General features: G+C 44.1%; 13 protein-coding genes. 10 read left to right on the forward strand and 3 right to left on the reverse strand.

The genetic code is table 11. From position 1 onward, the window contains the following. The first annotated feature begins 71 nt into the window (after positions 1-71). The gene (locus FHS68_RS11625; RefSeq protein WP_167270136.1) at positions 72-1,130 is read left to right on the forward strand and encodes an agmatine deiminase family protein; all 1,059 of its coding nucleotides are present in this window, start codon (positions 72-74) and stop codon (positions 1,128-1,130) included. A gap of 2 nt (positions 1,131-1,132) precedes the next feature. Here the strand turns inward: FHS68_RS11625 and FHS68_RS11630 are convergent, their stop codons facing one another. Beyond that, positions 1,133-1,933: a glycoside hydrolase family 25 protein gene (locus FHS68_RS11630; protein ID WP_167270138.1), complete on the reverse strand. Its 801-nt coding sequence runs from the start codon at positions 1,931-1,933 to the stop codon at positions 1,133-1,135. Between the two features lie 169 nt (positions 1,934-2,102). On the opposite strand from FHS68_RS11630, the gene FHS68_RS11635 reads away from it, so the two are divergent. Together FHS68_RS11635 and FHS68_RS11640 are read left to right on the forward strand one after the other, a co-directional pair. Beyond that, on the forward strand, positions 2,103-2,483 hold the full coding sequence (locus tag FHS68_RS11635; protein ID WP_167270140.1) for a T9SS type A sorting domain-containing protein: 381 nt from the start codon (positions 2,103-2,105) through the stop codon (positions 2,481-2,483). Positions 2,484-2,771: 288 nt separating this feature from the next. Beyond that, positions 2,772-3,149 (forward strand): T9SS type A sorting domain-containing protein, encoded by a 378-nt coding sequence (locus FHS68_RS11640; protein WP_167270142.1) that lies wholly within the window; start codon positions 2,772-2,774, stop codon positions 3,147-3,149. Positions 3,150-3,222: 73 nt separating this feature from the next. Here FHS68_RS11640 and leuS read toward each other — a convergent pair whose 3' ends face one another. Next, positions 3,223-6,111 (reverse strand): leucine--tRNA ligase, encoded by a 2,889-nt coding sequence (gene leuS, locus FHS68_RS11645; protein ID WP_167270144.1) that lies wholly within the window; start codon positions 6,109-6,111, stop codon positions 3,223-3,225. A 277-nt stretch (positions 6,112-6,388) separates the two neighbouring features. On the opposite strand from leuS, the gene FHS68_RS11650 reads away from it, so the two are divergent. From FHS68_RS11650 to FHS68_RS11660, 3 genes are all read left to right on the forward strand, one after another. Continuing rightward, on the forward strand, positions 6,389-7,063 hold the full coding sequence (locus FHS68_RS11650) for a porin family protein (RefSeq protein WP_167270146.1): 675 nt from the start codon (positions 6,389-6,391) through the stop codon (positions 7,061-7,063). 84 nt (positions 7,064-7,147) lie between these two features. Continuing rightward, entirely contained in the window at positions 7,148-8,638 is a 1,491-nt protein-coding gene (locus FHS68_RS11655; RefSeq protein WP_167270148.1) for a helix-turn-helix domain-containing protein, read from the forward strand. Positions 8,639-8,775: 137 nt separating this feature from the next. Then, positions 8,776-9,675, forward strand: a complete 900-nt coding sequence (locus FHS68_RS11660) for a sterol desaturase family protein (protein ID WP_167270150.1) — start codon at positions 8,776-8,778, stop codon at positions 9,673-9,675. Here FHS68_RS11660 and FHS68_RS11665 read toward each other — a convergent pair. After that, complete coding sequence (locus FHS68_RS11665) at positions 9,672-10,595, reverse strand: sugar phosphate isomerase/epimerase family protein (RefSeq protein ID WP_167270152.1); 924 nt, start codon at positions 10,593-10,595, stop codon at positions 9,672-9,674. The two genes, FHS68_RS11660 and FHS68_RS11665, sit on opposite strands and share 4 nt — an antisense overlap. 109 nt (positions 10,596-10,704) lie before the next feature. Here FHS68_RS11665 and FHS68_RS11670 point away from each other — a divergent pair, with 109 nt between their 5' ends. From FHS68_RS11670 to FHS68_RS11685, 4 genes are all read left to right on the forward strand, one after another. Continuing rightward, positions 10,705-12,291, forward strand: a complete 1,587-nt coding sequence (locus FHS68_RS11670; RefSeq protein WP_167270154.1) for an NAD(P)/FAD-dependent oxidoreductase — start codon at positions 10,705-10,707, stop codon at positions 12,289-12,291. A 97-nt stretch (positions 12,292-12,388) separates the two neighbouring features. Continuing rightward, positions 12,389-12,595: a DUF4160 domain-containing protein gene (locus tag FHS68_RS11675; RefSeq protein ID WP_229211858.1), complete on the forward strand. Its 207-nt coding sequence runs from the start codon at positions 12,389-12,391 to the stop codon at positions 12,593-12,595. 31 nt (positions 12,596-12,626) lie between these two features. Further along, a complete protein-coding gene (locus FHS68_RS11680; protein ID WP_167270158.1) occupies positions 12,627-12,866 on the forward strand; it encodes a DUF2442 domain-containing protein in 240 nt (79 codons plus the stop codon). Between the two features lie 45 nt (positions 12,867-12,911). Further along, positions 12,912-13,565 (forward strand): NUDIX hydrolase, encoded by a 654-nt coding sequence (locus FHS68_RS11685; protein WP_167270160.1) that lies wholly within the window; start codon positions 12,912-12,914, stop codon positions 13,563-13,565. Positions 13,566-13,581 lie beyond the last annotated feature (16 nt).

Below are 13,581 nucleotides of genomic sequence, written 5' to 3' on the forward strand. Positions count from 1 at the left end.
GCAGCAATTGTCTCACATGAAAACCTTGCCGACCTTTGCGCCTTGATTACAAAAATCTAACTTGATTTCCCATGCCCCACCACGATATCTTAGCGACACCCAAAGACCTTGGCTTTACATTTCCCGCCGAGTGGTTTCCGCACCGCGCCACGTGGCTCACATTCCCGCATAACGAGGCATCCTGGCAGGGAGATAAGCTCGCGAAAATGCGCCCGCAATATTTTGAGTTTATTAAACAGATCAGTGCTGGCGAGCATGTCGGTTTTATTGCGAACGATAAAAATCTTAAACAATACATTATTAAAGAGCTCAATAAAATAAATGTCGATCTATCAAAAATTGAATTTTTAATAAAACCTACGAACGATGCCTGGTGCAGGGACCATGGGCCTTCTTTTGTCATTAATAAAGAAACCGGACAAAAAATGATCGTGGACTGGGGCCATAATGCTTGGGGAGGCAAATATCCGCCTTACGACGACGACAATCGCACGCCCAAAGCAGTAGCCGTTTACCTAAATCTGCCAATCATTGAGCCAGGAATTATCATGGAAGGCGGCGCGGTGGAATTCAATGGCGCCGGAAGTCTGCTCACCAGCAAGTCGTGCTTATTGAATCTCAACCGCAATCCTCATTTGAACCAGCAACAGATTGAACAAGTCCTTTGCGATTTTTATGGTATTGAACAGATATTGTGGGTGGAAGGAGGAATTGTAGGCGACGATACCGACGGACATATTGATGATACGACCCGTTTTATTAATGAAGATACCGTAGTAGCTTGTGTTGAAAGCAATCAGAGTGATGAAAATTTTGAGATTCTAAATACTAACCTCAAAATGCTGAAAGAAATGCGGCTGACAAACGGCAAGCAGCTAAATATCATTGAGCTGCCCATGCCTAAAGCAGTAATTATCGATGGTTTCCGTACACCCGGCTCTTATGCCAATTTCCTGATCTGCAATGCTGGCGTTATTGTTCCTGTTTTCAATAACCCAAATGATCAAACCGCCATTAACATTCTTGAAACAGCATTCCCCAACCGTAAAGTAATCCCGCTGCTGGCAACCGAAATCATCTGGGGACAGGGAAGCTTTCACTGCCTAAGCCAGCAGGAACCGCTTATTTAATGTTACTCCCCCAAAACAGCCCAATCCCCCGTTTCATGCAGGAAAACATTGTAATCCACAAAACCTCTGATCCCATCTGCCCAGCCTTTTTCGCTATGTTGCCAGAAAAGTACGTGCGCATCGGCTGCAAGATCCTTTACATCCGTCCTTGAATACCCGGCAAGCCAGAGCGGATATTCGTCAAAATTACCCGCAATGTATTTTTTGTAGTAATGCTCATTGACGTAAATGATGGGCTTTATACCGTAATGAGCTTCGATCAGTTCAAGCCAGTTCCTTATACCTTTAATAATAATATCATCCGGCTTTCCGGCATGTGATTCCAGGTCGAGCACCGGCGGCAAATCTCCCGGCTCCATCCTTACCTGGCCAATGAAATTCTGTACCTGCCGATCGGACATGACCCGGGGATTGTAAAAATGATAAGCGCCCCGCTTCATCCCTACCCTTTTGGCCTCACTCCAGTTCCGCTTGAATTGTCTGTCGAGGTGTGTTGCGCCCTCAGTCGCCTTGATGTAAACAAAATCAATCCCGACTTTATCCGATCGCGTGTTTTTAAGCTTGTCCCAATTGATCTTTGCATTGTGATGCGAAACGTCGATTCCATGGATGGGATAACGCAGCGGAAGCCGGATCCCGAACTTACTGATGAATTCCCATTGGTTTTCATCTTTACTGTTCCGCCACCAAAGCACAGCGCTCACCAGCAGGAAGATAGCAGCAATAATCGCCCAGCCTTTCGCTGGTAACGGTTTAATATAGCTTGTTTTGGCCTTAGAGGCCCCAATCTTCCTTTTTGCCATAGGCTGCAAAAGTACAAAAGATCAGCAATCGTGGCATATGACCATTCAATTTGAATACTTGCCATTCATGTACTTTGTTATACATAGTACCTGCCATTGCCCCATATTTGTCATGTTCATTCAGAACAAGGATTAGAAAAAAACATAAACATATAAACTTCAAAGAGCCATGAAAACTTCATTTAAAACAATCGCATTAGCAATAGCATTTTCAGCAGTTTTTGGTTTCAATTCTTTCGCAGACGATTTGGAAGCGAAAAAAACCAGCAACTTCGGAACAGGTATTTTCGCTTCCAAATCCGGTAAAATCCACATCAGCCTTGACAAGTACACCAACGACAACACAGTTGTTCTTGTAACCGACCAAAGCGGCAAACTGATGTACCGCGAAGTGGTTGGGAAGGATGTTACCAAATTCAGAAAAACATTGAACGTAAGCGAACTGCCAGCCGGAACTTACCAAATTGAAATCGCAGGTAAAGGCGAAAAACAAGTAAAGACCTTCGAGGTTTCGGAGAAAAAAGCAGAGCGCGAAATTAGCGTGAAGTAATACCTTACCCCTAGCCATGAAGACAAAAGACCCGGACGAATCGTCCGGGTCTTTTGCATTTATATGCCCCAGTTTAATCTATACGTAGTTTTACGTGTTTTTTTTAAGTTTTTTTGAGCCCTATAATTGGTGTAGAATCAGTCATCTTTATATTCCGCCACTCACTGTAAAAAGCCACCATTCATGTACTATGTAATGCATAGTACTAAGTATTACCCCATATTTGTCATGTTCAAAGAGAGCAACAATCAACCAAAATCAATTCCACATTTTAACCTTTCAGAAATCATGAAAACCTCGATCAAAACCATCGCATTAGCAGTCGCATTTTCAGCCGTCTTCGCCTTCAATTCCTTCGCCGACGAAAAAGAAGCGAGAAAAGCAGGATTTGCAACTGGCATATTCGCTTCAAAAAGCGGTAAAGTCCATATCAACGTTGATAAGTTCGGAAACGAAAACACCGCAGTGGTTATCACGAATGACGCTGGTCAATTAATGTATCGTGAATTGATCGGCAAAGGTGTCAGCAAATTCAGAACAGCTGTAAATGTATCGGATCTGCCTTCCGGCACTTACCAAATCGAAATCAGTTCGAAAAGCGGAAAAGAAGTAAAAACTTTTAATGTTACCGACAAAATCGCAGAACGCTCAATAAGCGTGAAGTAATCTCAATTCGTTGAAAAGACGGAGGCCCAAGTCAGATCTGACTTGGGCCTCCGTCTTTTTAGCTAACTATATTCTAAATAACCACATTCACGATACGCTTCGGCACGACGACCATCTTTTTCAATGGTTTGCCTTCCATCCATTTCTGAACGGTTTCATTGGCTAGAACTTCTTTTTCAATTTCCGAAGCGGGGGTATCCATTGGAAATGACAGCGATATTCTCACTTTACCATTAATCTGCACGGGATATTCAAAAACTGCGTCGGTCACATGTTGTAACTCCCATTTTGGAAAAGCAGTTTTAGACACCATTCCCTTTTCATTGCCCAGCGTATCCCATAATTCCTCTGAAATATGCGGTGCATAAGGAGACAACAGAACAATCAGCTCCTGCAAAACCGCTTTGCTATGACATTTCATGCTGCTTAACTCATTTACGCATATCATAAAAGCACTGACGGCGGTATTGAAAGAGAAGTTTTCGATATCTTCTTCAATTTTTTTGATGGTTTTGTGCAGGATTTTCAACTCTTCCGGTTTGGCAGGAATGTCTTTTACAAGCCATTGGCCCATATCGCTGTAAAACAAACGCCACAGCTTCCGGAGAAATTTATAAGTACCGTCAATCCCGTTGGTATTCCAGGGCTTCGCCTGATCCAATGGCCCCAGGAACATTTCGTACAAACGCAAAGTATCGGCTCCATATCGTTCTACAATGTCGTCGGGGTTGACCACATTGAATTTGGACTTGGACATTTTCTCGACCTCAACTCCGCAAATGTATTTCCCGTCTTCCAAAATGAACGTGGCGTTCTCACCCGCAATGTCAAGCCGGGAAGCTTTGAAGTTTTCAATATCCAAAACATCATTTTCGACGATGTTAACATCCACATGTAATGCCGAAACTTCATACGCAGACCTTAAACCGGCACTTATAAAAACGGGCTTGCTGAAATCTTCGCTTTTTACCCGATACATAAAGTTGCTCCTTCCCTGGATCATTCCCTGGTTGATCAGCTTTTTAAAAGGCTCTTCCTCAGGAACATAACCACGGTCTTTCAGGAATTTATTCCAAAAACGGCTGTACAATAAGTGTCCAGTCGCATGCTCGGTACCACCAATGTACAAATCCACCGACCGCCAGTAATCGATTGCATCTTCAGAAGCAAATTTCTGCCCGTTCTGTGGATCCATGTATCGGTACCAGTACCAGCTGCTTCCTGCCCAACCAGGCATCGTGCTCAACTCATAACCATTTCCTGACACATGAGCCCAATCCTGCGCGCGGCCCAATGGCGGCTCACCGTTTTCAGTAGGTAAATATTTATCTACTTCCGGCAAGTTCAATGGTAGTTCATGCAAATCCAGCAAATAAGGTAACGGCTGACCGTCGCTGTCGTCTTGATAATAAACAGGCACCGGCTCGCCCCAATAGCGCTGGCGGCTAAAAACAGCGTCGCGCAAACGGTAGTTAACTTTGCCTTTTCCAATACCTTTCTCTTCAAGCCAGCTAATCAAAACTTTATTGGCTTCGTGAAAAGTCAATCCATTGATCATGCCTGAGTTGATATACTTTCCTTCTTTGGTAGAATCGGCCTGTGTCTCAATCTCCTTTTGAGAATCCAGGATTGAAATGATAGGAAGATCAAAATGCTTGGCAAAATTCCAGTCACGCTGGTCGCCCGATGGAACCGCCATCACTGCTCCTGTTCCATATCCTGCCAAAACATAATCTGCAATGTAAACAGGTACTTTCTCCCCATTAAAAGGATTGATGGCATAAGCGCCTGTGAATGCCCCTGAAACCGTTTTCACATCCGACATCCGGTCACGCTCCGACTTCTTCTGCGTCATCGCAATGTACGCATCAATGTCCGCACGCTGCCCGGGTGTAGTGATCACATCCACCAACTCATGCTCCGGCGCCAGAACCATAAACGTAACCCCGTAGATCGTATCAACGCGGGTTGTGAAGACTTCGATGAAAGGGGAATAAAGGGAGGAATGGGAAGAAGGGGAGGATGGAGTATTATTTTCCTTTCCTCCTTCCTCCCTTTCATCCCCTTTCTCCCCCTCCTCCCAAATTTTAAATCTTACAAGCGCCCCCACCGATCTTCCGATCCAGTTGCGTTGCTGTTCTTTTAATGATTCTGTCCAATCAACGGTATCAAGTCCGTCCAGTAAACGCTGCGAATATGCAGTGATTCGCATCATCCATTGGCGCATTAACTTCTGGATTACGGGATATCCACCACGCTCGGAAACACCATCTTTTACTTCATCATTGGACAATACCGAACCCAATCCAGGACACCAGTTGACCGTGGCATCTGCGACATAAGTAAGGCGGTATTTCAATGTGATTTTGTATTGCTCTTCCTCCGACCAAGAATTCCAATCTCCGGCGGAAAATACAGGCGTATCTTCATCATGAGGTGCATTGATCCCCTTGTTTCCCTGCTGACTGAATTTCTCGGTCAAAGTTTCAATAGGTTCTGCTTGATCAGCATCGTTGTTATACCAGCTTTTGAAAAGCTCTATAAAGATCCATTGCGTCCACTTGTAGTAGCCCGGATCAGATGTCCGAACTTCCCTTTTCCAGTCGTAGCTTAACCCCAGATTCTTTAATTGCTCGATATAGCGGGTAATATTCTGCTCAGTTGTAACCGCAGGGTGCTGTCCTGTCTGGATCGCATATTGTTCGGCTGGCAGACCAAAACTATCGAAGCCCATTGGATGCAGCACATTAAACCCTTTCAATCTTTTATATCTCGAATAAATATCCGAAGCGATGTAACCTAGCGGGTGGCCCACATGCAATCCTGCCCCTGATGGGTAGGGAAACATATCCAAAACGTAATATTTGGGAAGTTCCGATTCGTTAGAAACACGGAATGTGCCTTGCTCTTCCCAGTAATCCTGCCACTTTTTCTCTATTTCCCGATGACTGTACTCGTTCATAACTTTTATTTATTTGAAATACTTTCCGAAGCCTTTGATCTGATCCGGAAGCCTTACCCTTAACCGTTAGATGGTTTACAATACCCTATTCCAGCAAAAATAGCCTTTTTTGCTCTTATCAAGCATATTCGGTCTCACATTAACCTGTGCATACCTATGGTAAATCCATCTTTGTAGAAATGCATACCCATATTACGGATTCGCAGAGCATATAGTTGGCGGCATAGCTTTTTAAATAATTTTAACATTCATCAATACTTTTAAAACTAAGATTACTATGAAAAACATTTTGATTGCGCTGTGTGCGATGATGATTGTGAGCTACTCGGCAACGGCTCAATACGATCCGGCTTTCAGATTTGGCATCAAAGCAGGTGCTAACCTGTCCAACATCAACGGTACTAACGATTTATCACTTAATTCGCCCGAAACTGCATTTAATTTTAAAGACAACGACAACCGTTCCGTAGGGTTTGTGGGCGGTGTATTCTTTCGCTTTGGTAAGACTTTCTACATTCAGCCGGAGGTTTTATTATCTCAAAAAGGTGGAAGGTTTAATGTATATGAAGATGGAGTGCAAAATTCCGACGGAAAAGTGGATGTACGCTTTTCGAATTTAGATGTTCCTGTATTATTTGGCGTCCGGATTGCTCGTGTTTTCCGGATCAATGTGGGTCCAATGGCTTCATTGAGAATGACCAGCAACGGCAAAATCAACGATTCATTTAATGCGATTACCGGGCCAAATTCGAACACTGAATTTAAAAACAGACTAGCGTACGGTTATCAGGCAGGCATAGGCTTTGACTTTGGTCGGTTGATGCTTGACGTTCGTTATGAAGGGAATTTCACGGAAATTGCGAATGTGAATTTCAACAATTCAACTACTGCTTCGCAATTTGGTAAAAAAGGTAATTTGTTTCAGGCCACATTGGGTTTTGCTATCCTCTGATAAAACCTGAAAACGAGTAAAAAGCGGGATCTATCGTGGATGGATTCCGTTTTTTGCTTAAATTCAAGCCCATCACCTATTCCAGTGGCAATAAATACAGATAATGTAAGATTGGTTTTCGGCTTAAAATTAAAACAGCTTCGGCTGGATAAAGGAATGTCGCTCAGCGATCTTTCTCAAAAATCCGGATTGTCGATCTCCTACATTAATGAAATTGAGAAAGGAAAAAAATACCCGAAATCAGATAAAATCCTGGCCTTAGCCCAGGCGATGGACACGGATTATGATACGCTCGTATCATTAAAATTGAGCAAGCGCCTCGAACCTATTTCCCAACTACTCAGCTCCAATGTACTTACGGAGCTTCCGTTAGAGCTTTTCGGGATAGATCCTGCCAATTTGCTTGAAATCCTGTCGGATGCTCCAATGAAGATCAGCGCATTCGTAGGAACCCTCATCGAGATTGCGAGAAATTACAATATGTCGATCGAGAAATTCTACTTTTCTGCCCTCCGGACTTACCAGGAAATGCACGATAATTATTTTGAGGATATCGAATTGGAAGCGGAGCGTTTCCTGGAAGATAATGGCGTGGAGGCGGAAAGGCAATTAGACGAGAAATATCTAGCCGAAATTCTCAAAAGCAGGTTCAATTATACAATTGAACCGATCAATGAAAGGGTTCATCCTGAATTTTCCACCGTGCGTTCGTTAACAATAACCAATTTGCTTGGCAATAAGCTGTTAATCAACACACATTTATCCTCCGTGCAACGCGCTTTTATTTACGGCCGGGAAATTGGTTATCTATTTTTAAATTTGAAAAACAGGTTGCATACTACTGCACTGGTAGAAGCCGAGTCGTTTGAGCAGCTTCTTAATAACTTCAAGGCCTCCTATTTCGCAAGTGCGATTATTATCAAAAGGAGCTTGTTGGTGCCTGCGATTTCAGATTTTTTTGCGCAAAAAACCTGGCAGCCCGAAAAGCTTATCCAGCTTATCCACGATTTCAATACAACACCCGAATCGTTTTGCTATAGGTTAAGCAATGTGCTGCCGCGCTATTTTGGGATCAATCAGATCTTTTTTGCCCGTTTCAATAATTTCGTTGGTCAGAACTTGTTCGACATGACGAAGGAAATGCATATTTCGAGAAAGCATTATCCGCATACCGTGAAGGACGAGCATTATTGCAGGCGGTGGGTGGCACTTACTATCCTGAACGATCTCGGCGACATTATTATAAATAAAGGGAAGCCTCGAATCCTTTGCAAGGCCCAAAAATCCACTTACATCGATACAAAGGATCAATATCTGGTGATCAGTTTTGCGCAGCCGATGTCTCCAACACCTAATTTGAATGTCAGTGTGTCAATGGGAATTTATCTGGACGAGCAAACGCGGGAAAAGCTGGCTTTTCTGGATGATCCGCATTTGCATTCCAGGGATGTGAACCAGACCTGCGAACGTTGCTCTTTGTTCGATTGTCGGGAGCGCATTGCAGCTCCTATCATTCTTCAGAAAAAGCATAAAAATGAAGAATTAAGGAAAGCGTTAAGAAGAATTATTCCTTAATAGGGGTTTTAATTGAGGTGAATGTCTAATATGAGAATAACCCTAAATTTCAGGATTAAAAAATTCTTAAAAATTATCGTATCAAGCCTAACATTTCTACACTCAACTATCTTTGTATACCATTTGTAAAAATTGATATGCCTGGCACTTATGACTTTGAGGATCTTGTTTTAAAGCTGTCAACGCCGTTTTATCTTGTACTCATTGGCCTGGAAATTTTCCTTACTTACCACAATCATCATTCCGAACATTCGGTTCGCCGTTCATATTCGTTCCGCGATAGCCTGAATAACGCATTACTAATGCTCATCAACGGTGGCGTCGATCTCCTTTTTCGCGCTTTTTACATTGGTATACTGATTTGGATTTACAACTTCGCACTGATTTCCCCGATTGGAAATCCCTACATCTATTGGATTTGTTTGTTTCTGCTGGAAGATCTGGCATTTTACACATTGCATTACGTCGACCATCATTGCAGGCTTTTCTGGGCTGTGCATGTCACGCACCATTCATCCGAGCACTTCAATCTAACGACGGGTTTCAGGTCTTCTGTTTTCCAACCGCTTTACCGTTTCGTGTATTTCATCCCGCTTGCCTGGGCCGGATTTGACCCCGCTGATATCATAGTCATGTATTCCATCACACAGATTTACGGCATCATTGTGCACACCGAATACGTGGATAAGTTAGGTTGGCTGGAATATATTTTTGTTACCCCATCGCACCATCGGGTGCATCATGCGAGCAATGTGCAGTATCTTGATAAAAATATGGGCATGTGCCTGATCGTTTGGGACCGGATTTTCGGCACGTTTCAGGAAGAAATCCCTGCGGTACCTCCACGATATGGCCTGACAAAACAGATTGAAAATGAAAATTTGGTTGATACTGTTTTTCACGAGTGGAAGGAAATCGGAAATGATTTCCGGCAGCCCGTAGATATGAAAACTAAATTCAAATATCTGCTCAAAGCGCCAGGCTGGTCGCCAGATGGATCCCGGAAGACGAGTAAGGAATTGCAGAAGGAGGTTTAAACCCCAAACACCTTTTTCAAATAAACCTGATCAATCTTATGCGCTTCAATCGCATTCATGGTCTTAGGTGAAGTTTTCTCAAGGCATTGTTCCAATACCAGGTGCGGCTTGACATTGAGATCGTTGAGCGACTTGGCCAGCCTCGGGTAGTCAATATCCCCTTCCCCGAAACTCTCCTGCCAAATACCATCTTTTGATTGACGAATATGCAGCTCAACAATGCGTTTGCCATACAATTTGACCACATCGAATAAAGCAATTTGCGAATTTCCCGAGCCGCGGTAAACCCAATGTACATCGAGACACAGCGATACATTCTTGGGATCGGTCGCCAGCAACATGTGATGAAATTCACGTGCGGCGGCCCGCAATTCCACGTCGTGGGTGTGATAGGCCAATGTCATTCCTTTCTTTTTCAACTCCGCGCCCAGCTTATCCATATTCCTTGCTTGCTCCGTCAGCTCCGCATCCGACTTATTCTGATCACTCCCCCCCTTGATCGGATTTGGATTGGTTACAATGATTTTGGTATCAGCAGGTTTCAATGCATCGGCAATCGCCAAAACGGATTCTATGGACTTTGCCCCTTCCTCGGCCTGATGTAACGAACTATTCACATAAACGGAAGGCATGACAAGCTTATATTTCTTCAGGTAAGGAAGTAATCTGTTTACTTGTTCGACCTGTGTGAATGCAGGCTCATATGCTGCCAGACCAGTCGAGGCAAATTCTGACAAAGACACGTCCAGATCAGCAGCCCATTCCCTTCCCTCCCTTGCGTAAAAGGTTATCCATGAATATTGATTGCAGGAAACGGGCATAGCGGCAGCTTTGCCCTGTGTCCAAGCAGGCTCTGCGAGTAGGGCAGCTCCTGCGGAGACTGCCAGGGTATTGAGAAATTGGCGGCGGTTTGAAGACATTTTCAAGTCAGATATGGTTGAATAATCTTCCTATTAAAGATCAAAATCCCGCAATGCTACCCTCGTACCATTCCCAAGTCTGCTTACCTTTGTTTTATTAAAGGATAAAATGCATACTACGCTCCAATTAACACTCCCGCCAGAAATAGCGCTGGACGACGAAATGCTTCGCCAGCATATCATCCGAAAACTGCGTCTCCGTACAGGCGACGATCCTATAATCCGGAAAACACGTCAATCGATTGATGCCCGGAGCAGGCAGGTAAAAGTAAATGTGCAGACAGAAGTGTATATCAATGAGCTCCCACCCTCATTGATCAGCTCGCAGATCAGCTATCTCAATATCTCCAATCGTCCACAGGCAATCATTGTCGGCTGCGGCCCTGCCGGAATGTTTGCTGCATTAAGGCTCATTGAAATGGGCGTCAAACCTGTTATTTTGGAAAGAGGAAAAGACGTCCGGGCCCGTCGCAGGGACCTGGCTGCAATCAACAAAGAACATTTGGTAAATCCCGAATCTAATTACTGTTTCGGCGAAGGTGGGGCGGGGACTTACTCAGACGGAAAACTTTACACCCGCTCCAATAAGCGCGGCGACATTCGCCGCATTCTGGAAATTCTTGTTCATCATGGCGCAAGTGAGCAAATCCTGATCGATACCCATCCGCACATTGGTACCAATAAGCTGCCAGTTGTCGTCTCCGAAATGCGAGAAAGCATCCTGAAAGCTGGCGGCGAAATTCATTTCAAGAGCAAGGTAACCGACCTGATTATTCATCATAGAAAGATTAAAGGTGTGATCACCAACGACTCGCAGGAACATTTGGGCACTGGCGTCATCCTTGCCACAGGACATTCCGCTCGCGATATTTATGACTTATTAAATGCCAAAAACATCCTGATCGAAAGCAAATCATTTGCGATGGGCGTCCGCATTGAACATCCTCAAAACACGATCGACAAGATCCAATACCATTGCGAAACGGATCGGGGACCTTATCTTCCCGCTGCATCTTACAGCCTGGTTACTCAAACAAAGTACAATGGTGTGCAGCGAGGCGTTTTCTCCTTTTGCATGTGTCCGGGCGGCTTTATTGTTCCAGCCGCCACTGCCTTGGGTGAAGTGGTGGTGAATGGAATGTCCCCTTCGCGCCGGGATTCGGCCTATGCCAATTCAGGACTTGTGGTATCCGTAGAGGAAGCTGATCTGGAACCCTACAAAGAATTTGGCCCGATGGCCGGGTTGCAATTTCAAAAGGAAGTAGAGCAGGCCGCATGTAGGCTGGCAGGTTTTACGCAAACGGCCCCTGCACAATTGGCAACTGACTTTGTGAAAGGCAAGATTTCATCTCAATTAAGAGAAACTTCGTATCAACCCGGCCTGCAATCAGTTGATCTCAATGAAGTCCTTCCTCCAAACATTGCATTTCCTCTGCGGGAAGCACTTATCGATTTTGGAAAAAAAATGAGGGGATATCTTTCGCCGGATGCGCAGCTGATAGGCGTTGAAAGCCGAACCTCCTCTCCTGTCAGAATTCCCAGGGAACAAGATAGTTGCGAGCATCCGGAAGTAAAAGGATTGTTTCCTTGCGGCGAGGGAGCAGGCTATGCAGGCGGCATTATGTCCGCTGCCATGGACGGCGAAAGGTGCGCCGAGCAACTGGCAAAGTTATATGCTGTTATATCAAAACAATAACTCATTTATAAAAAAAGTGTTTCGTTATATTTGCATAGTTCAAGTTTGAGAGTTACTTCATCACACACTTATGCCGGAAATATTTCGAATGTTCGGAATGCGATTTTTTTTTTACAGTCTCGAGCATCTCCCGATTCATATCCATGTTCGCAATTCAGACGGAGTTGCCAAATTTGAAGTAAGCCCGATCCGCCTCATTGAGAGTCATGGCATGAAAACCAAAGATCTGCTTCTTGCAGAAGCGCTAATCGAAAAAAATAAAGAGCAGATAATCACAAAATGGCACGAGTTTCATAGAAGCTGAAATCATAGGTAAATCTTTAAGAAAGCGTGATATGAAAATCCAAAAAGTTTGGTTTGATGAGCTTAACATCTATATAGTTACTGATACAGGCCATACGATAGGAAATCCCCTGGAATGGTTCGCCCGTCTCAAAAATGCATCGTTAAAGCAACGCCAGAATTTTGAAATTGGCCCCACAGGTGATAGTGTCCATTGGGAAGAAATTGATGAAGATTTGAGCCTTGAAAGTTTCTTTGACTTTAAAAGGGAATTGCACTACGCAAAAATCTAAAAAGCCTCACTCAGCACCTCAAACTCGTTCAAATTATAAGCCTTCATGGCCTTACTGGAATCTTTCTCCACTTTTAGTGAACATATAGCAAAAAAACTCAAATTCCCCCTTCCCGGTGAATCAGCGCACCGGGTCATGCAGGCGGCAACAAGATTGCGGCTAACATTCAAACCTAATGCAAGGACCCGCAAGAGCGCAGTATTGATTTTATTTTATCCCCATAACGAAGATATCTATTTTCCTCTCATCCTTCGTCCAGCATATGACGGTGTACATTCCGGACAAGTTGCTTTTCCGGGAGGCCGCTATGAACTAAGCGACAAGGATCTGATCCGAACTGCATTGAGGGAAGCCCAGGAGGAAATTGGTCTGCGGTTGAATGATGTCAGGATACTCGGAGTCCTGACAGAACTCTTCATTCCAGCGAGTAATTTTTACGTTTTGCCCGTCATAGCCTCCATGCCCTATCGGCCGGATTTCTATCCGGATCCCCGTGAAGTCGAAGATATTTTTGAAATCAAACTGGAAGAAATATCGGATGTGGACATCATTGGTTCAAGCGACATTCAAGTGCGTGGTGAACAGGTGCATGCGCCTCATTACATGGTTCAGGGATACAAAATATGGGGGGCTACTGCCATGATGATCAGCGAGCTTCTGACCGTTCTGAACGCGCCTGTACCCGATTCGGAAAATTAAAAAGTATTGCTTTAAT

This window comes from Dyadobacter arcticus, from assembly GCF_011762185.1.
Lineage (GTDB): Bacteria > Bacteroidota > Bacteroidia > Cytophagales > Spirosomataceae > Dyadobacter > Dyadobacter arcticus.

Excerpts from the sequence above, each read along its gene's own strand:
- FHS68_RS11625 (WP_167270136.1), top strand. The coding sequence starts at position 72 with ATGCCCCACCACGATATCTTAGCGACACCCAAAGACCTTGGCTTTACA.
- FHS68_RS11630 (WP_167270138.1), bottom strand. The coding sequence starts at position 1,933 with ATGGCAAAAAGGAAGATTGGGGCCTCTAAGGCCAAAACAAGCTATATT.
- FHS68_RS11635 (WP_167270140.1), top strand. The coding sequence starts at position 2,103 with ATGAAAACTTCATTTAAAACAATCGCATTAGCAATAGCATTTTCAGCA.
- FHS68_RS11640 (WP_167270142.1), top strand. The coding sequence starts at position 2,772 with ATGAAAACCTCGATCAAAACCATCGCATTAGCAGTCGCATTTTCAGCC.
- leuS (WP_167270144.1), bottom strand. The coding sequence starts at position 6,111 with ATGAACGAGTACAGTCATCGGGAAATAGAGAAAAAGTGGCAGGATTAC.
- FHS68_RS11650 (WP_167270146.1), top strand. The coding sequence starts at position 6,389 with ATGAAAAACATTTTGATTGCGCTGTGTGCGATGATGATTGTGAGCTAC.
- FHS68_RS11660 (WP_167270150.1), top strand. The coding sequence starts at position 8,776 with ATGCCTGGCACTTATGACTTTGAGGATCTTGTTTTAAAGCTGTCAACG.
- FHS68_RS11665 (WP_167270152.1), bottom strand. The coding sequence starts at position 10,595 with ATGTCTTCAAACCGCCGCCAATTTCTCAATACCCTGGCAGTCTCCGCA.
- FHS68_RS11670 (WP_167270154.1), top strand. The coding sequence starts at position 10,705 with ATGCATACTACGCTCCAATTAACACTCCCGCCAGAAATAGCGCTGGAC.
- FHS68_RS11675 (WP_229211858.1), top strand. The coding sequence starts at position 12,389 with ATGCGATTTTTTTTTTACAGTCTCGAGCATCTCCCGATTCATATCCAT.
- FHS68_RS11680 (WP_167270158.1), top strand. The coding sequence starts at position 12,627 with ATGAAAATCCAAAAAGTTTGGTTTGATGAGCTTAACATCTATATAGTT.
- FHS68_RS11685 (WP_167270160.1), top strand. The coding sequence starts at position 12,912 with ATGGCCTTACTGGAATCTTTCTCCACTTTTAGTGAACATATAGCAAAA.